At 74.3% G+C, this 21,624-nt stretch carries 21 protein-coding genes; 15 read left to right on the top strand and 6 right to left on the bottom strand.

Features of this window, described 5'->3' with window-relative positions; translation table 11 throughout:
- Positions 1-3 precede the first annotated feature (3 nt).
- The 3 genes from ACI8AP_RS04525 (at position 4) to ACI8AP_RS04515 (ending at position 2,055) form a co-directional block, all read left to right on the top strand.
- Positions 4-519, top strand: a complete 516-nt coding sequence (locus ACI8AP_RS04525) for a DUF3180 domain-containing protein (protein ID WP_456588141.1) — start codon at positions 4-6, stop codon at positions 517-519.
- 70 nt (positions 520-589) lie between these two features.
- Positions 590-1,516 carry a helix-turn-helix domain-containing protein gene (locus tag ACI8AP_RS04520; protein ID WP_456588140.1) on the top strand — a complete coding sequence of 309 codons (927 nt, stop codon included), beginning with the start codon at positions 590-592 and terminating at the stop codon, positions 1,514-1,516.
- Positions 1,510-2,055 carry a dihydrofolate reductase family protein gene (locus ACI8AP_RS04515; RefSeq protein ID WP_456588139.1) on the top strand — a complete coding sequence of 182 codons (546 nt, stop codon included), beginning with the start codon at positions 1,510-1,512 and terminating at the stop codon, positions 2,053-2,055. Before ACI8AP_RS04520 ends, ACI8AP_RS04515 begins: the two co-directional genes overlap by 7 nt.
- On the opposite strand, the gene ACI8AP_RS04510 is transcribed toward ACI8AP_RS04515, so the two are convergent.
- Positions 2,052-3,242 (bottom strand): ABC transporter ATP-binding protein, encoded by a 1,191-nt coding sequence (locus tag ACI8AP_RS04510; RefSeq protein ID WP_456588138.1) that lies wholly within the window; start codon positions 3,240-3,242, stop codon positions 2,052-2,054. The two genes, ACI8AP_RS04515 and ACI8AP_RS04510, sit on opposite strands and share 4 nt — an antisense overlap.
- Before the next feature lie 26 nt (positions 3,243-3,268).
- On the opposite strand from ACI8AP_RS04510, the gene ACI8AP_RS04505 reads away from it, so the two are divergent.
- The 3 genes from ACI8AP_RS04505 (at position 3,269) to ACI8AP_RS04495 (ending at position 5,849) form a co-directional block, all read left to right on the top strand.
- A complete protein-coding gene (locus tag ACI8AP_RS04505; RefSeq protein ID WP_456588137.1) occupies positions 3,269-3,979 on the top strand; it encodes an ABC transporter permease in 711 nt (236 codons plus the stop codon).
- Positions 3,976-4,710, top strand: coding sequence for an ABC transporter permease (locus ACI8AP_RS04500; RefSeq protein ID WP_456588136.1), 735 nt, complete (start codon positions 3,976-3,978; stop codon positions 4,708-4,710). Before ACI8AP_RS04505 ends, ACI8AP_RS04500 begins: the two co-directional genes overlap by 4 nt.
- Before the next feature lie 140 nt (positions 4,711-4,850).
- Positions 4,851-5,849: a glycine betaine ABC transporter substrate-binding protein gene (locus ACI8AP_RS04495; RefSeq protein WP_456588135.1), complete on the top strand. Its 999-nt coding sequence runs from the start codon at positions 4,851-4,853 to the stop codon at positions 5,847-5,849.
- A gap of 211 nt (positions 5,850-6,060) precedes the next feature.
- Here the strand turns inward: ACI8AP_RS04495 and ACI8AP_RS04490 are convergent, their stop codons facing one another.
- Entirely contained in the window at positions 6,061-6,672 is a 612-nt protein-coding gene (locus ACI8AP_RS04490) for a DUF1684 domain-containing protein (protein WP_456588134.1), read from the bottom strand.
- Positions 6,673-6,754: 82 nt separating this feature from the next.
- On the opposite strand from ACI8AP_RS04490, the gene ACI8AP_RS04485 reads away from it, so the two are divergent.
- The gene (locus ACI8AP_RS04485; protein ID WP_456588133.1) at positions 6,755-8,158 is read left to right on the top strand and encodes a DUF6779 domain-containing protein; all 1,404 of its coding nucleotides are present in this window, start codon (positions 6,755-6,757) and stop codon (positions 8,156-8,158) included.
- A gap of 3 nt (positions 8,159-8,161) precedes the next feature.
- On the opposite strand, the gene ACI8AP_RS04480 is transcribed toward ACI8AP_RS04485, so the two are convergent.
- Positions 8,162-8,914, bottom strand: a complete 753-nt coding sequence (locus ACI8AP_RS04480; protein ID WP_456588132.1) for an SDR family oxidoreductase — start codon at positions 8,912-8,914, stop codon at positions 8,162-8,164.
- A 274-nt stretch (positions 8,915-9,188) separates the two neighbouring features.
- Here ACI8AP_RS04480 and ACI8AP_RS04475 point away from each other — a divergent pair, with 274 nt between their 5' ends.
- From ACI8AP_RS04475 to ACI8AP_RS04445, 7 genes are all read left to right on the top strand, one after another.
- Complete coding sequence (locus ACI8AP_RS04475; RefSeq protein ID WP_456588131.1) at positions 9,189-10,154, top strand: Rossmann-like and DUF2520 domain-containing protein; 966 nt, start codon at positions 9,189-9,191, stop codon at positions 10,152-10,154.
- Positions 10,151-11,005, top strand: a complete 855-nt coding sequence (gene panC / locus ACI8AP_RS04470; protein WP_456588130.1) for a pantoate--beta-alanine ligase — start codon at positions 10,151-10,153, stop codon at positions 11,003-11,005. The genes ACI8AP_RS04475 and panC overlap by 4 nt, the downstream gene beginning before the upstream one ends.
- Positions 11,002-11,427, top strand: a complete 426-nt coding sequence (gene panD / locus ACI8AP_RS04465; RefSeq protein ID WP_456588129.1) for an aspartate 1-decarboxylase — start codon at positions 11,002-11,004, stop codon at positions 11,425-11,427. The genes panC and panD overlap by 4 nt, the downstream gene beginning before the upstream one ends.
- 4 nt (positions 11,428-11,431) lie before the next feature.
- The gene (locus tag ACI8AP_RS04460) at positions 11,432-12,238 is read left to right on the top strand and encodes a type III pantothenate kinase (protein WP_456588128.1); all 807 of its coding nucleotides are present in this window, start codon (positions 11,432-11,434) and stop codon (positions 12,236-12,238) included.
- A gap of 11 nt (positions 12,239-12,249) precedes the next feature.
- Positions 12,250-13,770 (top strand): lysine--tRNA ligase, encoded by a 1,521-nt coding sequence (gene lysS, locus ACI8AP_RS04455; protein WP_456588127.1) that lies wholly within the window; start codon positions 12,250-12,252, stop codon positions 13,768-13,770.
- A 148-nt stretch (positions 13,771-13,918) separates the two neighbouring features.
- Complete coding sequence (locus ACI8AP_RS04450; protein WP_456588126.1) at positions 13,919-14,269, top strand: histone-like nucleoid-structuring protein Lsr2; 351 nt, start codon at positions 13,919-13,921, stop codon at positions 14,267-14,269.
- A 364-nt stretch (positions 14,270-14,633) separates the two neighbouring features.
- Entirely contained in the window at positions 14,634-17,165 is a 2,532-nt protein-coding gene (locus ACI8AP_RS04445) for an ATP-dependent Clp protease ATP-binding subunit (RefSeq protein WP_456588125.1), read from the top strand.
- 185 nt (positions 17,166-17,350) lie between these two features.
- Here ACI8AP_RS04445 and ACI8AP_RS04440 read toward each other — a convergent pair whose 3' ends face one another.
- A complete protein-coding gene (locus ACI8AP_RS04440) occupies positions 17,351-18,241 on the bottom strand; it encodes an A/G-specific adenine glycosylase (protein WP_456588124.1) in 891 nt (296 codons plus the stop codon).
- Between the two features lie 77 nt (positions 18,242-18,318).
- Here ACI8AP_RS04440 and ACI8AP_RS04435 point away from each other — a divergent pair, with 77 nt between their 5' ends.
- On the top strand, positions 18,319-18,987 hold the full coding sequence (locus ACI8AP_RS04435) for a MucR family transcriptional regulator (protein WP_456588123.1): 669 nt from the start codon (positions 18,319-18,321) through the stop codon (positions 18,985-18,987).
- Positions 18,988-19,021: 34 nt separating this feature from the next.
- Here ACI8AP_RS04435 and disA read toward each other — a convergent pair whose 3' ends face one another.
- Positions 19,022-20,107: a DNA integrity scanning diadenylate cyclase DisA gene (gene disA / locus ACI8AP_RS04430; RefSeq protein WP_456588122.1), complete on the bottom strand. Its 1,086-nt coding sequence runs from the start codon at positions 20,105-20,107 to the stop codon at positions 19,022-19,024.
- 116 nt (positions 20,108-20,223) lie between these two features.
- Positions 20,224-21,591, bottom strand: coding sequence for a DNA repair protein RadA (gene radA / locus ACI8AP_RS04425; RefSeq protein ID WP_456588121.1), 1,368 nt, complete (start codon positions 21,589-21,591; stop codon positions 20,224-20,226).
- Positions 21,592-21,624: the final 33 nt, after the last annotated feature.

The following is a 21,624-nucleotide window of genomic DNA, read 5'->3' as shown; positions in this document are numbered from 1 at the left end:
GCCGTGACCCCCGTCCGCCGCCGCGACCTCGTCGTCCTCGCCCTCGGGCTCACCGTGGCCGCGTGGCTGCTGGTGCGCGCCTGGTACGGCGACCTGCCGCCGTTGCGCTGGTGGCTGCCGGCGCCGCTGGCAGTGCTGGCCCTGGCCGAGGCGCTGGGGGCCCGGGTGCTGCGCTCCCGCCTGCACGCGCTGCGCGAGGCACGGGCCGGCCGCGGCCCCCGGGAGCGCGACGCCGCGAGCGTCCGCCCGGTCGAGCCGATGCTCGTCGCCCGGCTGGCGGTGCTCGCCCAGGCCAGCGCCTACGTGGGCGCCGTCTTCACCGGCGTCTGGCTCGGCGTCCTCGCCTACACCGGCCCCGCGGTGGGCCGGTTGCAGTACGCCGGCAGCGACACGGTGACCGCGCTGCTCGGCCTCGTCACGTCCCTCGCGCTGGTCGCCGCGGCGCTGTGGCTGGAGTCGGTGTGCCGCGTCCCGCCGGGCTCGTCCGACGACGATCCGGCCCCCGGGGTCTCGGCCTAGCGCTCGCCCGGCCCCGCGCCGGGCAAGAACGGTCAAGCGCCGGCGGCTCCCGGGACGGCACGCTGCAGGCATGACGGGACGCGACCGCCTCCGCGAACTCCTCGACGCCGTGCTGGACGAGGAGAACCACACCCTCGCCGAGATGGCCGGCGACGCCTACGCCTCCCCGTTCCACTTCAGCCGGGTCCTGTCCCGGGAGGCCGGGGAGGCGCCCGTGGCGATGCGGCGCCGGGTGATGCTCGAGCGCGCCGCCTGGCAGCTGCGGCAGGGCAGCAGCGTCACCGAGGCCGCGTGGGCGGCCGGGTACGAGTCGGTCGAGGGGTTCAGCCGGGCCTTCACCCGCGCCTACGGCCGGCCGCCCAGCGCGGTGGACGCCGGGTCCGGCCACTGGCTGCCGGCGCCCAACGGCATCCACTTCCACCCGCCCACGTCCCTGTGGGTGCAGAGCACGGAGCACGCGATGAACCCGCTCACCGAGCAACTGGTGGCGCACGACCTCGACGACACCCGGCACCTGCTCGAGGCGGCGAAGGGGCTGACCGAAGAGGAGTTCCGCGCGACGCGGCTGCCCGGCCTGGTCGTGCTGCCGTGGGACGGCCCGGAGGAGTCGGTGCAGGCGGTGCTGACGCACCTGGTCCACACGGTCGAGGTCTGGCTGGCGTCGATCGAGGGGCGCGACGTGCCCGACCGTCACGCCGACGCGGACCCCGCCACGTTGCTGGAGCGGCACGACGCCGTGGCTCCCCGGTGGCTCGCGGTGGTCCGCGACGTCGACCGCCGGGGCGGCTGGGACGACCGGCTGATCGACGCGCTCTGCGAGCCGCCGGAGAGCTTCGTCCTGAGCGGCGTCGTCGCCCACGTGCTCACCTTCTCGGCCCACCGGCGTCAGCTGGTCCGGCACCTGCTGCGGACGGCGGGCCGCCGGATCGACACCGGCGACCCCATCGACTGGCTCCGCGCCCGCCGCGGCGAGACCCCTGGAGGAGACCCGTGCTGACCTACTACACCGCCACCACCCTCGACGGCTGGATCGCCGACCCGCAGGACTCCCTCGACTGGCTGCTGCGCCAGCCGCACGACGAGGCGGGTGCCTTCGGCATGGACGCCTTCATGGCCGGGATCGGCGCCCTGGTCATGGGGTCGACGACCTACGAGTGGGTCCTGGAGCACGAGGCCGGCAAGCCGTGGCCCTACACGCTGCCGACGTGGGTGATGACCTCGCGCCACCTGGTAGCGGCAGGGCCCGCGGTCCGGTTCGCCTCCGGGGACGTCCGTGCCGTCCACGAGGCGATGACCGCGGCGGCGGGCGGGAAGGACCTCTGGCTGGTCGGCGGGGGCGACCTGGCCGGTCAGTTCGCCGAAGCCGGGCTGCTGGACGAGGTCGTGGTCTCGATCGCGCCGGTGACCCTCGGCGCGGGCCGGCCGCTGCTCCCGCGCCGGCTGGACCTCGAGCTGGTCGAGTCAGCGGTCAACGGGGCGTTCGTCAGCGCGCGGTACCGGGTGGCCGGCCCGCTGCTGGAGGACCGGCGTCCCTAGGCCGACGCGGCTCCGGCCGTCTCCGGCACCCGCCCCTCCACCGAGCGGCGCAGCGCCGAGTGCAGCGACTCCGGCGTGAGGACGCCGAGGAACTGGTCGCCGTCGAGCACCGCCACCCACCCCGCCTCGTGCTGCAGCATCGTGGCGAACGCCGTCTTCAGCGACGCCTCGCGCGGCACCCAGGCCTCCATCCGCCGGGCCGCGGATCCGACGGTCCCGCCGCCCGTGGCGCGGTCCGGCGACAGCCAGCCGTGCAGGTGCTCGGCGTCGTCGAGCACCACGGCCCAGCGCGCGCCGGACCGCTGCAGCGCCGACCGGGCGTCGGCCAGCCCGTCGTCGACGTGCAGCACCGGCGGCTGCTCCAGGTCCTCGGGGTCGATGCCGGTGACGGCGAGCCGCTTGAGGCCCCGGTCCGCGCCGACGAAGTCGGCCACGAACTCGTTCGCCGGCCGGCCCAGCAGGTCGGCGGGGGTGGCGAACTGCTCGACCCGGCCGCCCTCGCTCATGACCGCGATGCGGTCGCCGATCCGCACGGCCTCCTCGATGTCGTGGGTGACGAAGACGATGGTCTTGCGCACCGTGGCCTGCAGCCGCAGGAACTCCGCCTGCAGCCGCTCGCGAACCACGGGGTCGACGGCGGAGAACGGCTCGTCCATGAGCAGCACCGGCGGATCGGCGGCCAGCGCCCGGGCCACCCCGGCCCGCTGGCGCTGCCCGCCGGAGAGCTGGGCGGGGTAGCGGTCGCCGTGCACCGCCGGATCGAGGCCCACGGTGGCCAGCAGCTCGTCGACCCGCGCCCGGATCTCCCTCTTGTCCCAGCCCAGCAGCCGGGGGACCGTTCCGACGTTGGCGCGGATCGTCTGGTGCGGGAAGAGGCCGACGTTCTGGATGACGTAGCCGATGCGGCGGCGCAGCTCCACCGGATCGGCCCGGGTGACGTCGTCGCCGCCGATCACGATGCGGCCGGTGGTGGGCTCGATGATCCGGTTGATCATCTTCATCGTGGTCGTCTTCCCGCAGCCGGACGGGCCGACCAGCACGGTCAGCTCGCCCGCGGCGAAGGTGAGGTCGAGCTCGGCCACGCCCACGGTGCCGTCGTCGTAGACCTTGCCCACGCCCTCCAGCCGGATCTCCGCCGCGTCACCGGACGCGCTCGCGGTCGGTGGAGTGTGCGCAGTAGCGTCCACGGGGTGGCCCTCCTGGGATGCGCCCGGTGCTGAGCGCGGGTGCCGGTACGTCCGCCTCCGGCGCGGTGCTGGCCGTGGACGGGGCGCCGAACCCGTGGTTCGACGCAACCTACGTGGTGGCGAACTGGGACACCATTCTGCGGTACCTCGGGGAGCACGTCAGGCTCACCGTCGCCGCCGTCGTCATCGGGGCGCTCGTCGCCCTGCCGCTGGCCCTGCTCGCCCGTCGCGTCCGGTGGCTGGCCGGCCCGGTGCTCGGCTTCTCCTCGATCGTCTACACGATCCCGTCGCTGGCGATGTTCGCCCTGATCTTCCCGTTCACCGGGCTGACGGCGACGACGGTGCTGATCGGGCTGGTCGTCTACTCGCTGGTGATCCTGGTCCGCAACTTCCTGACCGGCCTGCAGGGCGTGCCGGCGGAGGTGCGCGAGGCCGCGCAGGGCATGGGCTACGGCCGGATCCGGCTGTTCTGGCAGATCGACCTGCCGCTGGCGCTGCCGGCGTTCATGGCCGGGCTGCGGATCGCCACCGTCTCCACCGTCGCGCTCACCACCGTGGGTGTCCTGGTGGGGCACGGCGGGCTCGGCCAGCTGATCTTCGGCGGCTTCAACGCCAATTTCTACCGGGCCGAGATCGTCACCGGCGCGGTCGGCTGCGTGCTGCTCGCGCTGCTGGCCGACCTGCTGCTCGCCGGCGCGGAACGGCTGCTCACCCCGTGGGCGAGGGCGCGGTCGTGACCGGCTTCGGCGACGCCCTCGTCTACCTCAACGACCCGTACAACTGGACCCGGCCCGGCGGGCTGCTGGACCTGCTCGTCGAGCACCTCGCGGTCTCGGCGATCGCCGTCCTCGCCGCCCTGGTTCTCGCGCTGCCCCTGGGCATCGCCCTGGGCACCAGCGGGCGCGGCGGGGGAGCGGTGGTCGTCCTGTCGAACGTCAGCCGCGCGGTGCCCACGCTCGCGCTGCTCACCCTGTTCGCGGTCAGCCCGATCGGCTTCGGCAACCGGGCCACGGCGATCGCCCTGGCCGTGTTCGCCTTCCCGCCCATCCTCACCAACACCTACGTCGGCTTCCGGGGGGTGGACGGCGACGTCCGCGAGGCCGCCCGCGCCATGGGCATGACCCGAGGGCAGGTGCTGCGCCGGGTCGACCTGCCGCTGGCGCTGCCCCTGGTCATGACCGGGGTGCGCACCGCCGCCGTGCAGGTGGTGGCGACGGCCGGGCTCGCGGCACTCGTCGGCGGGGGTGGCCTGGGCCGGGTGGTCAACCTCGGGTTCGGCCAGCAGGACTACGGGCTGATCATCGCCGGCGCGATCGTCATCGCGGCGCTGGCGCTGCTCACCGAGCTGGTGCTGGTGGTGCTCTCCTGGGCGGCGCGGCCCGGGCCGAAGCGGGTGCCCCTCGTGACCGGTCGCCGGCGGGCCGTGCGGGGAGAGCCCGAGCTGACCGCGACCGGCGTCCCCCAGTGATCACACGTCGGTAACGGATCCCCGGGCGCCGGATACCCGATTGCGTGGTGCACAACGGGACGGTTCGATGGTGGCGCGGGAGTCCTCCCGCCAGACACGCGTGCCGACCGGCACGGGACACAGAAGGCGGGCCTCCGACCATGCGCGCACGAATCCGTTCCCTCGCTCCACTCGCCCTCGCCGTCGCGCTGACCGCGGCCTGCGGGGAGTCGGGGTCCTCCGGCACCGGGGGCGCGGGGGACACCGGCGGCGGCCAGGCCTCCGGCGACGCCTGCGCCCCGGTCGCCGGCGACCAGCTCGTCGTCCTCGACGACGACCAGGACCTGCAGAACGCCGACAACATCATCCCGGCGGTCAACGCGGCCGCGGCCGAGGCGAACCCGGCGCTGCTGCCGGCGCTGGACGCCGTCTCGGCGGAGCTCACCACCGACGAGCTCATCGAGATGAACGCCGCGGTCGACGTCGAGCGGCAGAACGCCGAGGACGTCGCCGCCGCCTGGGTCGAGGAGAACGTCGACACCGCCGGCCTCGCCCAGGGCAGCGGCCCGATCGTCGTGGGCGCAGCCAACTTCACCGAGTCGACGATCCTCGCCACCATCTACGCCGACGTCCTCACCGCCGCCGGGTTCGACGCCTCCGTCCGGGAGGCCGGCAACCGGGAGCTGTACCTGCAGGCGCTGCGCAACGGGGAGATCCAGGTCTTCCCCGAGTACTTGGCCACCGTCACCGAGACGCTCGAGGGTGACGAGCAGAACCAGGTCGCCAGTGGCGACGTCCAGGAGACGCTGGCGGCCCTCCAGCCGCTGGCCGAGGAGGCTGGCCTGGTCGTCGGGGAGCCGGCGGAGGCCGCCGACCAGAACGCCTTCGCCGTCACCCAGGCCTTCGCCGACGAGCTGGGGGTCAGCACCCTCTCCGAGCTCGCGGAGGCCTGCGGGGACGGCTCGCTCGTCCTCGGCGGGCCCACCGAGTGCCCGACCCGGCCGTTCTGCCAGCCGGGGCTGGAGGAGACCTACGGCCTGGAGTTCGCCGAGTTCCGGGCGCTGGACACCGGCGGCCCGCTGACCAAGGCGGCGCTGCAGCGGGGCGAGATCTCCCTCGGCCTGGTGTTCAGCTCCGACGGCGCCCTCGCGCAGGGCTGACCGCCGTCCCGGCCCACCCCTCGGGCTCGCTCCTGGCTCACCACTCGGGGTCCTGGCTCACCGGCGACGCTGACCCAGGACCCCTGACGATCAGTCGAAGGACCGCCCTTCCCCCCACGCCTCGGACGCTCGGCGCGGGACCCTGAAGGGCGGCCGTTCCAGCACGTCACGGGCTCGCGGCGGGTCCCTGCACGGGGGCCGTTCCAGCACGTCACGTCCAGCCGCCGGGGGGCAGCTGTTCCCCGGCGGCGACCGCAGTCGGCACCCGGTTGCCCTCCGGTGCCAGCGGGCACGACCAGCGCGGGTCGTAGGCGCACGACGGGTGGTAGGCGAAGTTGAGGTCGACCACCAGCCGGTCGCCGTCGCTGCCGAGGTCCGCGCCCTTCACCGTGTCCAGCAGGTAGCGGCCACCGCCGTAGGTGGTGTCGCCGGCGGTCCCATCGCGCAGCGGCAGGAAGACCCCACCCCCGTAGAGGGCGATCCACCAGACGTCCAGCCGGCCGACGCCGGGCAGCGCCACCGCCCCGATCCGCTCCAGCAGCACCACGCCGTCGGCGGCCGTCGGTACCTCCAGGCGCCGGGGTCCCGCGGGCTCGAGCACCGGCTCGAACCGCAGCCCCGGGTCGTACGGGGCGACCGGCAGACCGCGGAAGGCCGCCCGGGCGGCCGGGTCCAGCGGCGACTGCGGGTGGCCGGCGAAGAGCTCGTCGCGGCCGTCCCGCCACCGCTGCCAGCCCCGTTCGGGATCGGGATCGGGGTCGTCCCGGACGGCGGCGTGCAGCGCGGCCACCCGGCGGCGCCAGTCGAGCAGGGAGAGGGTCACCTCCGCACTGTTGCACCTGTGGCCACTGTGGGCACGGGGGCGAATGCTCCCCGTGAACGCCGCACGTCGTTACGCTGGAGCCATGCCCCGCCGCGAGGACGACGACGTCGACCGCGGCCCGGCCGCTCCGGGTCCTCGGACGCTGCTGCAGGCCGGCGGTTTCCTGCTCGCCGCCGGCGCCACGCTCGCCGTCTTCCTGACCGACAACGCCCAGCTGCTGCGGGTGGCGGTCGTCGCCGTGGCCTGGGCGTTCGTGCTCGCCACCTTCGCCGCCGGCCGGCGCGGCACCGACCGGGTGCGCGCCGAGGCCCGCGAGGCCGGCCTGCGGCGCGCCTACGAGCGGGAGCTGGAGCGGGAGGTCGCCGCCCGCCGCGAGTACGAGCTGGAGCTCGAGAACGAGCTGCGTCGCGAGACCGAGGACGCGATGCGCGACGAGCTGGATGCGCTGCGCGGCGAGATCGCCTCCCTGACCGGCCTCCGCGACGAGATCGCCCGGGTGGCCGGGATGCGGGGGGAGATCGCCGCGCTCGGCGAGCTGCGCGACGAGGTCGCCCGCGTGGCCGCGCTCCGTGACGACGTCGCCGCGCTGACCGGCCTGCGCACCGAGCTCGGGCAGCTGGGGGCGCTGCGGGAGGACATGGGCCGCTTGCGCGCCGAGCTCGCCGAGCAGCTGTCCAGCGAGATGCTGGTCGAGCGGATCGTCATGCGCACCCAGGCCAGCCGGGTGGACGGGCCGGCCCGCACCCTCGACGGCGGCGCGGCGTGGAGCGACGACGCGCCGCCGCGCGAGCTGACCGGGGGGTGGCCGGCCATCCGGCTGGACGAGCCACGCCCCACCCAGCAGTTCGAGCAGGTGCGCACGAGCACCAGCACGTGGTCCTCCGCCCCGCCACCGGCTCCGGCCGTCCCCGTGACGCCGCCGGTCCGCCCCGCCGCGTCCGCGCCGCCGGTCCCGCCGCCGCTGCGTCCTCCGGTCCCGCCGGTGCCGGGCCGCCCGGCCGCACCGGTGCCTTCGGGGCTCGGCCGACACGAGCGCGCCGCGGCGCACGAGGACGACCCCTACCTCGGGTCGCGGCACGCCCCGGCCGAGCCCCCGCCGCCGGTTCCCGTCGCGTCGCCCGTGGTCACGCCCTCGGCCCCGCGGCCGCCGGCCGACCCACCGCAGTCCCCGCTGGAGTGGCTGGCCGCCCGGTCCCTGCTGGACGCGCCCGCCCCGCCCCGGGTCGACGACGCCCCCCGCCGCCGGCGCACCGACGAGCCGGCGGAGCCGCCGCTGCCCGCCGAGTTCACGCCCACCACCGCGCACCCCGCGGTGACGCCCGAATGGGCGTGGCAGCCGGACGAGGACCGGGCGGACACCTCCGACCGGCTGGCGCGGATCCTGGCCGAGAACGGCGTCAGCCCGGTCTCCGGCGGGCGCCGCCGGCGGCGGTACCGGGAGGACGGCGAGAGCGACGACGTCCTGGCCCGGGTCCTCGGCCGCTGAGCCTCACCGCGGACCGCGGGACAGCCCACCCCCGTCGAGCACCAGCGTCTGGCCGGTGACCCAGCCGGCGCCGTCGCCCAGCAGGTAGGCGGCGGCCTCGCCGACATCCTCGGGCGTCCCCAGGCGCGCCATCGGGTAGACCGCCGCGGCCTCCGCCTCCCGGCCCTCGAACAGGGCTCCGGCGAAGCGGGTCTTCACCACCGCGGGGGCGACCGCGTTCACCCGCACCTTGGGTGCGAGCTCCACGGCCAGCTGGGTGGTGAGGTTGATCAGCGCCGCCTTGCTCACGCCGTAGGCGCCGATCTCCGGCGAGGAGCGCAGCCCCGCCACGGAGGCGACGAACAGCACGGAGCCGCCGTGCTCGGCCATCCAGGCCCGCCAGGCCTCCTGCACCAGGCCCAGCGAGGCGACGACGTTCGTGTCCAGGATCTTCCGGCAGGCGTCGAGGTCCAGGTCCATCAGCGGCCCGTACGCCGGGTTGATGCCGACGTTGCCGACCAGCACGTCCAGGCTCCCGAACGTCTCGATCGCCGTGCGCACCGCGGTGGCCCGGTGCTCCGGGTCCCCGGCGTTGCCGGCGACCGCCACGGCCACCTCCGGCCCGCCCAGCGCCTCGACCGCCTCGGCCAGCGCGTCGGGCTTGCGGGCGGTGAGCACCACTCTCGCCCCGCGCTCGACCAGGCTCCGGGCGATGCCCAGGCCGATGCCCCGGCTGCCGCCGGTGACCAGTGCGGTCCGTCCCTCGAACGTGTGCACGCTGCCTCCTTCGCCGATGTGCCGGCCGTCACGGTAGGGCGGAGCCCCCGCCAGGTCCCGACCGGGGCCCCGGACCGACGTGAGCCAGGACACAGCAACGAGGCGTTGCGTCGGACGCGTAGGGGTCACAGACTCGCCATCGGTACGTCGCCCGCGTGACACATCCGGTTGCAGCGGGCGCCGGACCGGAGCAGGACCCGAACGACCACCGCGATCCGTGTGGATCGCGCCCGACGTCCGGTACCCGTCAGGGACTGGAACGAGAGGTGCACCGATGCCTGCTCCCCGCAGGACCGTCCGTGCGTTGCTGGGCCCGGCCCGCACGCACGCCCGCCCGGCCGACGCGCCCGCCCGCCTCCGCGTGGGCGTCATCGGCGCCGGCCGCGTCGGCGCCGTCCTGGGCGCCGCGCTCGCCGCCGCCGGCCACGACGTCGTCGCCGCGTCCGGGCTGTCCGCAGCCTCCGCCGAGCGCGCCGAGCGGCTGCTGCCCGGCGTCCCCCTCATCCCGGCCGACGCGGTGGTGGCCGCCGCCGACCTGGTCGTCCTCGCCCTTCCCGACGACACCCTGGCGGGCCTCGTCTCCGGGCTGGCCGAGACCGGCGCCTGGCGCGCCGGTCAGCTGGTGTTCCACACGTCCGGGGCGCACGGGCTGGCCGTGCTCGCCCCCGCCGAGCAGGCCGGGGTGCTCGCCCTGGCGCTGCACCCGGCCATGACCTTCTCCGGCGTCGCGGAGGACGCCGACCGGCTCGACGGCGCCCCGTTCGGCGTGACCAGCCGCCCGGAGCACCGCCCCGTGGCCGAGACCCTCGTGCTGGAGATGGGCGGCGAGCCGTTCTTCGTCGCCGAGGCCGACCGCCCGCTCTACCACGCGGCGCTGGTCACCGGCGCGAACCACCTGGTCACCCTGGTGGCCGAGGCCGCCGACCTGCTGCGCACCGCCGGAGTGGCCGAACCCGGCCGCGTGCTGGCGCCGCTGCTCACCGCCGCGCTCGACAACGGCCTGCGCCGGGGTGACCGAGGGCTCACCGGACCGGTCAGCCGCGGCGACGCCGGCACCGTCGCGCGCCACCTGGGGACCCTCACCGAGCGAGCCCCGGGGTCGGTGGCCGCCTACGTCGCCATGGCACAGCGCACCGCGGAGCGGACCCTCGCCGCCGGCCGGCTCAAGGACCACGAGGCTGCGCCGCTGCTCGAGCTGCTCGCCGCCGCCCGGCACGACGATCCGGCCGGGTCCCGATGACCGTCGGCACCCGGCCCGCCGTCGCCGCCTCCGCCGCCGAGCTGCGCCGGCTGGTCGACGCGCTGCCCGGCCCGGTCGCCCTGGTGCCCACCATGGGCGCCCTGCACGAGGGGCACCGCACCCTCGTCCGCGCCGCCCGCGAGCGCGCCGGCAGCGTCGTCGTCTCGGTGTTCGTGAACCCGACGCAGTTCGGGCCGGGCGAGGACTTCGACCGCTACCCGCGCACCTGGGACGCCGACCTCGCCGCGCTGGCCGAGGAGGGCGCCGACGTCGTCTTCCACCCGCCGGTCGAGGAGGTCTACCCCGCCGGCGCGGTGGGGGTGACCGTCGACCCCGGCCCGCTGGGGTCGGTCCTGGAGGGGGCGGTGCGCCCCGGGCACTTCGCCGGGGTGCTCACCGTCGTCGCCAAGCTCTTCGGCCTGGTGCGGCCCGACCTCGCCCTCTTCGGCGAGAAGGACTACCAGCAGCTGACCCTGATCCGCGCCATGGCCCGCGAGCTCGTGCTCGGCGTGGAGGTGGTCGGCGTCCCGACGGTGCGGGAGGACGACGGGCTGGCGCTGTCCAGCCGCAACCGCTACCTCTCGCCGGAAGAACGGGCCCGGGCAGCGACGTTGCACCAGGCACTGCGCGCCGGTGCGGACGCCGGCCCGCACGGCGCCGAGGCCGTCCTCGCCGCCGCCCGCGCCGTCCTGGCCGAAGCCCCCGACCTGGTCCAGGACTACCTGGAACTGACCGATACCGATCTGGGACCGGCGCAGGCCGCCGGCCCCGCCCGCCTGCTCGTCGCGGTCCGCGCGGGCAGCACCCGGCTCCTCGACAACACGGCAGTCCGACTGGGAGGCCCCCGATGATGCGCACGATGCTCAAGTCCAAGATCCACCGCGCCACTGTCACCCAGGCCGACCTGCACTACGTGGGCTCGGTGACCGTCGACGAGGACCTCCTCGACGCCGCCGACCTGCTGCCCGGCGAGCAGGTCGCCATCGTCGACATCACCAACGGCGCCCGCCTGGAGACCTACGTCATCCCCGGTGAGCGGGGCAGCGGCGTCATCGGCATCAACGGTGCCGCCGCGCATCTCGTGCACCCCGGCGACATGGTCATCCTGATCAGCTACGGCGTCATGGACGAGACCGAGGCCAAGAGCTACATCCCGAGGGTCGTCCACGTCGACGGCGCCAACCGCGTCGTCGAGCTCGGCGGCGACCCGTCGGCCCCGGTGCCCGGTGCCGCCGACCAGCAGCGCAGCGACCTCGGCGTCCCGATCCGGTGACCCGGTGCTGCTGACCGTCGACGTCGGCAACAGCCAGACCGTCCTCGCCACCTTCGACGGCGCCCGCCGGGTCGGCTCCTGGCGGGTGACGACCGCGCCCCGGGCCACCGCCGACGAGCTGGGCATGCTCTGGCGGGGCCTGCTGCGCGACACGGAGGTCACCGGGGTGGCCGCCTGCTCCACCGTGCCCGCGCTGCTGCCGGCGCTGCGCCAGCTGCTGGACTCCCTCGAGGTGCCGGTGGTGCTCATCGGCCCCGGCGTGCGCACCGGCGTCCCGCTGCACGTGGACAACCCCCGCGAGGTGGGGGCGGACCGCGTGGTCACGGCGCTGGCCGCGCACGAGCTGTTCGGCCGGGCACCCGGCGGCGGGACCCGGCCGGTGGTCGTCGTCGACTTCGGCACCTCCACCAACGTCGACGCCGTCGGCCCGGACGGGCAGTTCCTCGGGGGCGCCCTCGCGCCGGGGGTCGAGGTCAGCCGCGACGCGCTGGCCAGCCGGGCCGCCCAGCTGCGCTCGGTCGAGCTCTCCTGCCCGCCGCAGGCGATCGGGAAGAACACCGTCGCCGCGCTGCAGGCGGGGCTGGTGCTCGGGTTCGCCGGCCTGGTCGACGGGCTGGTCGGCCGGATCTCGGCGGAGCTGGTGTCGCAGTTCGGCACCCCACCGGTCGTCGTCGCGACCGGCGGGCTGGCCCCGCTGCTCGTCGACAGCTGCCGCACCATCGGCGAACGCGAGCCCGACCTGACGGTGCACGGGCTGCGGCTGGCCTTCCAGCGGCAGCAGGCCGCCGAGCGGCGGGTGGCCGCCCCGTAGGCTGGGTTCCCGTGACGGACGTGGGACCGAACGGTACGGGCGCCGACGACAGCGGCGAGGAGCTGCCGGAGCAGATGCGGGTCCGCCGGGCCAAGCTCGACCGGCTGCGCGAGTCGGGGGTCGACCCCTACCCGGTGACGGTGCCCCGCACGACGACGCTCACCGCGGTCCGCGCCGCGCACCCCGAGCTGGAGCCGGACACGATGACCGGCGAGCGGGTCGGGGTCACCGGCCGGGTGATCTTCTTCCGCAACACCGGCAAGCTCTGCTTCGCCACGCTGCGCGAGGGCGATGCCGAGCTGCAGGTGATGCTCTCCCGCGACCGCGTCGGCGAGGAGGCGCTCGCCGCGTGGAAGTCCGACGTCGACCTCGGTGACCACGTCTTCGTGGCGGGCGAGGTCGGGACGTCGCGCCGCGGCGAGCTGTCGGTCTTCGCCGACTCCTGGCAGCTGACCGCCAAGGCGTTGCGCCCGCTGCCGGTGGCGCACAAGCCGATGAGCGAGGAGCTGCGGGTCCGCCGTCGCTACGTCGACCTGATCGTGCGCGACGAGGCCCGCCGCACCGTCCGCCAGCGCGCCACCGTCATGTCCACCCTGCGCGCGGGGCTCGGCCGGCGGGATTTCATCGAGGTCGAGACGCCGATGCTGCAGACCGTGCACGGCGGTGCGGCGGCCCGGCCGTTCCGCACCCACATGAACGCATTCGACCTGGACCTCTACCTGCGTATCGCACCGGAGCTGTTCCTCAAGCGGTGCATCGTCGGCGGCCTGGACCGCGTGTTCGAGATCAACCGGAACTTCCGCAACGAGGGTGCGGACAGCTCGCACTCCCCGGAGTTCGCGATGCTGGAGTTCTACGCGGCCTACCTCGACTACAACGACATCGCGGTCATCACCCGGGAACTGATCCAGGAGAGCTGTGCGGCGCTGTTCGGCGACCACGTGGCTCGGCACCACGACGGCACCGAGCTGGACCTCTCCGGCGTGTGGCGGCAGGTGCGGCTGTTCGACCTGGTCAGCGAGGCGGTGGGGGAGACGGTGACGCCGCAGACGCCGATCGAGCAGCTGCGCGCCCTGGCCGAGCGGCACGGGGTCGGCGTCGACCCTGCCTGGATCCACGGCAAGCTGGTCGAGGAGATCTTCGAGGCGCTGGTGCAGCCGTCGCTGCAGGAGCCCACGTTCGTCATGGACTACCCGGTGGACACCTCGCCCCTGACCCGGGCGCACCGCTCGGAGCCGGGCGTCGCGGAGAAGTGGGACCTCTACATCGGCGGGATCGAGCGGGGCACCGGGTACTCCGAGCTCGTCGACCCCGTCGTCCAGCGGGAGCGGTTCACCCAGCAGGCGCTGCTGGCCGCGGCCGGCGATCCCGAGGCGATGGTGCTCGACGAGGACTTCCTCGAGGCGCTGGAATACGGCATGCCGCCCACGGGGGGCGTAGGAATGGGCATGGACCGGTTGATGATGACGCTCACCGGTCTCGGGATCCGGGAGACGATCCTGTTCCCGTTGGTCCGGCCAATCAGTTCCTGATCGGGCCGTATCTCGATTCCCCCTCGCATAGGGGAGTGGAATCGTGCGCCCATTTCCGATTATCCGGAGATCGTGCTGTAATGGACCTCGCACCCGCCGGGTGCTATTTCCGTCCGACCTCCGGGTCGCTGCGATTAGCGAGGAACGAATGGCGCGCAAGGTCCAGGTCATCCTGAGCGACGACCTCGACGAGAATCTTCCGGCCGACGAGACCGTCAGTTTTGCGCTCGACGGCACCTCGTACGAGATCGACCTGGCGGAGAAGAACGCCCAGGAGATGCGCGACGCGTTCGCCCGGTACATCTCGGCGGCGCGCAAGGTCGGCCGCGGCACCCGCGCCTCGGGCGGCGGCCGGTCCCGCGCCACCGGTGGCGGTGGCCGGATGGACCGCGAGCAGGCCGGCGCCATCCGTGACTGGGCGCGCAAGAACGGTCACGCGGTGAGCGACCGCGGCCGCATCCCGGCCAGCGTCGTCGAGGCCTACGAAGCCGCCCACTGACGCAGGACAGCAGCACTCCGACCTGGTCGGACTTCGACCCGCGTGGCGGGGGCGCGCAGCGTCCCCACCCGCGGGTCGATTGGTTCCGGCTCCGTGCAGCGCTCCCGGCACCTGGCCGCCGGTGGAGGCCGACAGGCCGACGGTGTGCACCGTCCGCTCACGGCGTAACAGGGGCGGAACACCACCTGCCAGGGGGTGGTTGGAACGGACAGCCACCCACCGGAACCGTCGGACGACGACGGGACGGCGTGGTCCGCGACTACAGTGGAAAGACCGGTGCCCCCGCGCGCCGACGGACGTCGGGTGCTCCTTCCCAGCACGGGGAGGGCAGCGCCGGACCAGCCGGTCAGAGGAGAAGCAGCAGATGTTCGAACGGTTCACCGACCGAGCCCGCCGTGTCGTCGTCCTGGCCCAGGAAGAGGCCCGGATGCTCAACCACAACTACATCGGCACCGAGCACATCCTCCTGGGTTTGATCCACGAGGGTGAGGGCGTCGCTGCCAAGGCCCTGGAGTCCCTCGGCATCTCGCTCGAGGGTGTCCGCCAGCAGGTCGAGGAGATCATCGGGCAGGGCCAGCAGGCGCCGTCCGGGCACATCCCCTTCACCCCGCGGGCGAAGAAGGTCCTGGAGCTGTCGCTGCGCGAGGCGCTGCAGCTCGGCCACAACTACATCGGCACCGAGCACATCCTGCTCGGCCTGATCCGCGAGGGCGAGGGCGTCGCCGCCCAGGTCCTCGTGAAGCTCGGCGCCGACCTCAACCGCGTCCGCCAGCAGGTCATCCAGCTGCTGAGCGGCTACCAGGGCAAGGAGCCGGCCGCGGCCGGCGGCCCCGCCGAGGGCACGCCGTCGACCTCGCTGGTCCTCGACCAGTTCGGCCGCAACCTGACCCAGGCCGCGCGCGACTCCAAGCTCGACCCGGTCATCGGGCGGGCCAAGGAGATCGAGCGGGTCATGCAGGTGCTCTCGCGGCGCACCAAGAACAACCCGGTCCTCATCGGCGAGCCCGGCGTCGGCAAGACCGCCGTCGTGGAGGGCCTGGCCCAGGCGATCGTCAAGGGCGAGGTGCCCGAGACGCTGAAGGACAAGCAGCTCTACACCCTCGACCTGGGTGCGCTCGTCGCCGGTTCCCGCTACCGCGGTGACTTCGAGGAGCGGCTCAAGAAGGTGCTCAAGGAGATCCGCACCCGCGGCGACATCATCCTGTTCATCGACGAGATCCACACCCTCGTCGGGGCGGGTGCCGCCGAGGGCGCGATCGACGCCGCCAGCATCCTCAAGCCGATGCTGGCCCGCGGCGAGCTGCAGACCATCGGCGCCACCACGCTCGACGAGTACCGCAAGCACCTGGAGAAGGACGCCGCGCTCGAGCGCCGCTTCCAGCCGATCCAGGTGGGCGAGCCGACGCTGGCCCACACGATCGAGATCCTCAAGGGGCTGCGCGACCGGTACGAGGCGCACCACCGGATCAGCATCACCGACGGCGCGCTCGTGGCCGCCGCGACGCTGGCCGACCGGTACATCTCCGACCGCTTCCTGCCCGACAAGGCGATCGACCTGATCGACGAGGCGGGCGCGCGGATGCGGATCAAGCGGATGACCGCGCCGCCGGACCTGCGCGAGTTCGACGACAAGATCGCGGCCGTCCGCCGCGAGAAGGAGTCGGCGATCGACGCGCAGGACTTCGAGAAGGCCGCATCGCTGCGCGACACCGAGAAGCAGCTGCTGGGCGAGAAGGCCGAGCGCGAGAAGCAGTGGAAGGCCGGCGACATGGACGTCGTCGCCGAGGTCGACGACGAGCAGATCGCCGAGGTGCTGGCCAACTGGACCGGCATCCCCGTCTTCAAGCTCACCGAGGAGGAGACCACCCGTCTGCTCCGCATGGAGGACGAGCTCCACAAGCGGATCATCGGCCAGGAAGAGGCCATCAAGAGCGTCAGCCAGGCGATCCGGCGCACGCGGGCGGGCCTCAAGGACCCGCGCCGTCCCGGTGGCTCCTTCATCTTCGCCGGCCCCTCGGGTGTCGGTAAGACGGAGCTGGCGAAGGCGCTGGCGCAGTTCCTGTTCGGTGAGGACGACGCGCTCATCCAGATCGACATGGGTGAGTTCCACGACCGCTTCACCGTGTCCCGCCTCGTCGGTGCCCCTCCGGGGTACGTCGGTTACGACGAGGGTGGCCAGCTGACCGAGAAGGTGCGGCGCAAGCCGTTCTCGGTGGTCCTCTTCGACGAGATCGAGAAGGCGCACGCGGACGTGTTCAACACGCTGCTGCAGGTTCTCGAGGACGGTCGGCTCACCGACGGTCAGGGCCGGATCGTGGACTTCAAGAACACGATCCTGATCCTCACCACCAACCTCGGTACGCGGGACATCTCCAAGGCCGTGGGCCTCGGCTTCCAGGCCGGCAACGACGACCAGTCGAACTACGAGCGGATGAAGCTCAAGGTCAACGAGGAGCTCAAGCAGCACTTCCGGCCGGAGTTCCTCAACCGCATCGACGACATCGTCGTGTTCCACCAGCTGACCGAGCAGGAGATCGTCCAGATCGTCGACCTGATGGTCAGCCGGGTGGAGAGCCAGCTGGCGAACAAGGACATGGCGCTGGAGATCACGCCGCCGGCGAAGAAGCTGCTGGCCGCCCGGGGCTTCGACCCCGTGCTGGGCGCCCGGCCGCTGCGCCGGACCATCCAGCGCGAGATCGAGGACGCGCTGAGCGAGAAGATCCTCTACGGCGAGCTGTCCGGCGGGCAGATCATCGTGGTGGACGTCGAGGGCGAGGGCACCGACGCGAAGTTCACCTTCCGCGGCGAGGCCAAGCCGGTCGACCTGCCCGACACCCCGCCGGTGGCCCTCTCGGGCGCCGAGGGTGACGAGAACGGCTCCGCCTCGGCGGAGTAAGGCCGGCAGGACCACGACAGGGGCCGCTCCCACCGCCAGGTGGGGGCGGCCCCTGTCGTCGTGACATGGCGATCCTCCGGATCGCACCGCGGCCAGGTGCCGTACCCCGGCTGCGTCGAGCCATTTCGTCGACCCGCGTGGGGAGCCTCCGGCCCCGCCCAGCAGGCCGACCCTCGCAGGGCGCCTCACGTCGGAAGGGCGAATCTCCCGTCGGCGGTCTGCTCGACCAGCCCGTCGGTGAGCAGCGAGTACAGGCAGCGGGACCGCTGGACCGCGTCGGCCCAGGCCGGTTCCAGCGCCGCGGTGTCCACGGGCTCGTGGGCGGCCCGCAGGACGTCCAGCAGCCGGCCACGCACCTGGCGGTCGGTGCCGGTGAACTTCTGCACCCGCCGGGGCGGGCCCTCGTGAGCCGGGGAGCCGGCCAGCCGCCAGGCGCAGCGGTCACGCACCGGGCACGCGCCGCACCGCGGGGTGCCGGCGACGCACACCAGCGCGCCCAGCTCCATCACCGCGGCCGAGAAGCGGACGGCGCGGCCGTCGTCCTCCGGTGCCAGCGCGGCGATGTCGACGAGGTCGGCGGCCCGGGCGTTGCCCGCCTCCGCGCGACCGTGCACCAGCCGCGCCACCACGCGGCGGACGTTGGTGTCGACGACGGGCTGGCGCCGGCCGTACCCGAAGCAGGCGACGGCCCGGGCGGTGTAAGTGCCGACGCCCGGTAGCGCCTCCAGGGCGGGGACGTCGGCGGGGACGACGCCGCCGTGCCGCTCGGTGATCGCGATCGCGGCCTCCCGCAGCCGCAGGGCTCGTCTGGGGTAACCGAGCTTCCCCCAGGCTCGGATCACCTCGGCGGGCGGCGTTGCGGCGAGCTCTGCCGGGGTGGGCCACCGGGTCATCCAGTCGCGCCAGACGGGCTCCACGCGCGCCACGGGGGTCTGCTGCAGCATCACCTCGCTGACCAGGACGGCCCAGGGTTCGACGTCTGGCGTCCGCCAGGGGAGGTCGCGGGCGGCGGTGGCGTACCAGTCGACGATCACCTCGCCGACAGGTGCGGCCGCGGGGGAGGTCGGACCGGTCACGGGCGTCCAGTCTGCCGTGCGCACGGCGCGGCGTGCCGAGCGGACCAGTCCGCACCGGGCGCACTAGCGTTCCCCGCGTGTTGCACCCGGTCGGTCCGCTGCCCGCTGCCGTCTACTGGCGGCGTCGGCTGACCGTGCTGGTCCTCCTGCTGGCCGTTCTCGGCGGCCTGGCGTGGCTCGCGGTGAGCCTCCTGACCAGCAGCGGGGGGAGCGGTCCCGCGGCCGCGCCGGCCGGCGGCGCCGCGCCGTCCGAGCCGCCCGCCCTGGAGCGGGTGGTGCCCTCGGCCTCCGGGGTCCGAACGCCGGGGACGACGCCGCCACCCAGCGAGCCACCGGTACCGGCGGGCCCGACCCCGGGTGGGCCCTGCACCGACGACATGCTGGACCTCGAGGTGCGCACCCCCGGGACGGCGCCCGTGGGCAGCAAGCCGACCTTCGAGCTGGTGGTGGTCAACTCCTCGCCGGTGCCGTGCGTGCGCAGGCTGGACAAGCAGCTGCAGGAGCTCGTGATGGTCGACGCCGACGGCGCGCGGGTCTGGGGCAGCAACGACTGCTTCCCGGAGAGCAGCGACGACGAGCGCACGCTGGCGCCGGGGGAGCCGGTCGTCTTCCCCGTGGTGTGGGGCGGGCTGACCAGCGAGCCGACCTGCACCGCTCCCCGGGTGACCCCGCCGGCGGGTGACTACGTGCTGCGTGGCCGGCTGGACACCAAGGTGTCCGGGGATGCCCCGATCACCCTCCAGTGAGGCCCCCGTCCGGGACGAGGCTCGTCCCGGAGCCTCAGCTGTAGCGGTCGAGGATCGAGGTCTCGGCCAGCCGGGACAAGCCCTCCCGGATACCCCGGGCGCGGGCCTCCCCGACGCCCTCCACGGCCAGCAGGTCCTCGATCGTGGCGGCGAGCAGCTTCTGCAGTCCGCCGAAGTGCTCGACCAGCCGGTCGATGATGCCGGCGGGCAGCCGGGGCACCCGGGCGAGCAGCCGGTAACCCCGCGGGCTCACGGGGGAGTCGAGCGCGTCCGGCGACGTCGGCAGCCCGTAGCACCGGGCGACCGCCGAGAGGTCGAGCAGCTCCGTGGCGGTCAGCGCCCGCAGGTCGGTGAGCACCTGGTCGATCGTGCGGTGGCGCCGCCCTGCCGCGGGGAGGTAGTCGCGCACGAGCAGCCCCCGGTCCTCCTCGACCCCGGCCAGCATCTCGTCCAGCTGCAGGGCCAGCAGCCGCCCGTCGGTGCCCAGTTCGACGACGAAGCCCTCGATTTCGTCGGCGATGCGGCGGACCATCTCCAGCCGCTGGCTGACGCTCATCGCGTCCCGCACGGTCACGAGGTCCTCGATCTCGAGTGCGGACAGCGTGCTCGCCACCTCGTCCAGGCGGAGCTTGTAGCGCTCCAGCGCGGCGAGCGCCTGGTTCGCTCGGGCGAGGATCGTCGTGGGGTGCTCGAGGGTGTACCGGCGGCCGGCGACGTACACGCTGATGATGTGCATCGACTGGCTCACCGAGATCACCGGGTAGCCGGTCTGGACGGCGACCCGCTCGGCGGTGCGGTGCCGGGTGCCCGACTCCTCGGTCGGAACGGTGGGGTCGGGCATGAGGTGCACGCCCGCCCGGACGATGCGGCTGCCGTCGTAGGAGACGATCACCGCGCCGTCCATCTTCGCCAGCTCCCGCAGCCGGGTGGCCGAGAGGGCGACGTCGAGGGCGAAGCCGCCGGTGCAGATCGACTCCACCACCCGGTCGTAGCCGAGCACGATGAGCGCGCCGGTGCGGCCGGCCAGGATGCGCTCGAGGCCGTCGCGCAGCGCCGTGCCGGGGGCGATGCGGCCGAGGAGCTCGCGCAGGGCGACCTCGGGGTCCACGTCGGCGGGCACGAGCGCTCCTGACGGTCGAGTGGTTCGGTGGCCGAGTCTACGTGGCCCCGTCGGGGGCCGGGCAGGCTCGGGGGTGCCGGCGTCCGCCCGCGACCCCCATACGAAACCCTACGGGCTCAGAACATGCGGTGGAAGGCGGCCCCCAGGTCGGGGACCTCGATCAGCCGCATGCCGGCCGGGGCCTGCCCGGCATCGGGGGGCACCAGCGCGACGCGGTAGCCCTGGCGGGCGGCCTCGGCCAGCCGGCGGCCGGTGCCCCCCACCCGGCGGATCTCCCCGGAGAGGCCGACCTCGCCGAGTGCCACCAGGCCGGCCGGCAGTGGGGCGTCCTTGGCGGCCGACGCGATCGCCAGCGCCAGGGCCAGGTCCGCCGCCGGCTCGGCGATCCGCACCCCACCGACGGAGGCGGCGAACACGTCGGCCTCGGCGAGCTTGACGCGCCCACGCCGTTCCACCACCGCGTTCACCATGGCGACCCGCTGCGAGTCCAGCCCGCTGACGGCCCGCCGGGGGGAGCCGCCGCCGCTCGTGCTCGCCACGAGGGCCTGCACCTCGGCCAGCAGGGGCCGGCTGCCCTCGAGGGTGACGGTGACGCAGCTGCCCGGTACCGGGTCGGTGCGACGCGACACGAACAGCGCCGAGGGATCGGGGACGCCGACGACCCCGCTGTCGCCGATCTCGAAGCAGCCGATCTCGTCGGCCGGGCCGAACCGGTTCTTCGTCGCCCGTACCATCCGCAGCGTCGAGTGCCGCTCGCCGTCGAAGGAGACGACGACGTCGACCAGGTGCTCGAGGGTGCGCGGGCCGGCGATGGCGCCGTCCTTGGTGACGTGGCCGACGAGGATCGTGGTCATGCCCCGGGTCTTCGCCACGCCCGTCAGGGCCGAGGCGACGGCGCGCACCTGCGTCGAGCCGCCGTCGGTGCCCTCCACGGCGGGGGAGCGGACGGTCTGCACGCTGTCGAGGATCAGCAGCGAGGGGTTGACGGCCTCGACGTGGGCCAGCACCGCCGAGAGCTCTGTCTCGGCGGCCAGGTACAGCCGGTCGTGCAGGGCGCCGATCCGCTCCGCGCGCAGCCGGACCTGGCCGGCCGACTCCTCCCCGGAGACGACGAGGGCCGGCCCGCCCGCGGCGGCCACCCGGTGGGCCACCTCGAGCAGGAGCGTGGACTTGCCGACCCCGGGTTCCCCGGCGACGAGGAGCACCGCGCCCGGCACCAGCCCGCCGCCCAGGACGCGGTCGAACTCCGCGATGCCGGTCGGGACGGCGCGGGCGCCCGCGAGCTCGACCTGGGCGATCGGGCGGGCGGGGGCGCTCACCGGGCCGGCCGAGACGGCCCGCAGCCCGGTGGCGGGGGCGCCGACCTCCTGCAGGCTGCCCCACGCCTGGCACTCGGGGCAGCGCCCGACCCACTTGGCCGAGGCGTAGCCGCACTCGGTGCAGCGGTGGGCAGGGCGGGCGGTCTTCACTCCGGCGGGCGGCACGCGGCGACGCTAACCCCGACCTACGACAAGACG

The sequence above is a fragment of the Blastococcus sp. SYSU DS1021 genome, from assembly GCF_054050995.1.
The sequence above is the reverse complement of the archived record's forward strand: the minus strand, read 5'-3'. Positions and strand labels throughout refer to the sequence as shown.

Bases quoted from the DNA above. Each gene is read 5' to 3' on its own strand.
- ACI8AP_RS04445 (WP_456588125.1), top strand. From the start codon at position 14,634: ATGTTCGAACGGTTCACCGACCGAGCCCGCCGTGTCGTCGTCCTGGCC.
- ACI8AP_RS04450 (WP_456588126.1), top strand. From the start codon at position 13,919: ATGGCGCGCAAGGTCCAGGTCATCCTGAGCGACGACCTCGACGAGAAT.
- ACI8AP_RS04495 (WP_456588135.1), top strand. From the start codon at position 4,851: ATGCGCGCACGAATCCGTTCCCTCGCTCCACTCGCCCTCGCCGTCGCG.
- panC (WP_456588130.1), top strand. From the start codon at position 10,151: ATGACCGTCGGCACCCGGCCCGCCGTCGCCGCCTCCGCCGCCGAGCTG.
- panD (WP_456588129.1), top strand. From the start codon at position 11,002: ATGATGCGCACGATGCTCAAGTCCAAGATCCACCGCGCCACTGTCACC.
- ACI8AP_RS04485 (WP_456588133.1), top strand. From the start codon at position 6,755: ATGCCCCGCCGCGAGGACGACGACGTCGACCGCGGCCCGGCCGCTCCG.
- ACI8AP_RS04475 (WP_456588131.1), top strand. From the start codon at position 9,189: ATGCCTGCTCCCCGCAGGACCGTCCGTGCGTTGCTGGGCCCGGCCCGC.
- ACI8AP_RS04520 (WP_456588140.1), top strand. From the start codon at position 590: ATGACGGGACGCGACCGCCTCCGCGAACTCCTCGACGCCGTGCTGGAC.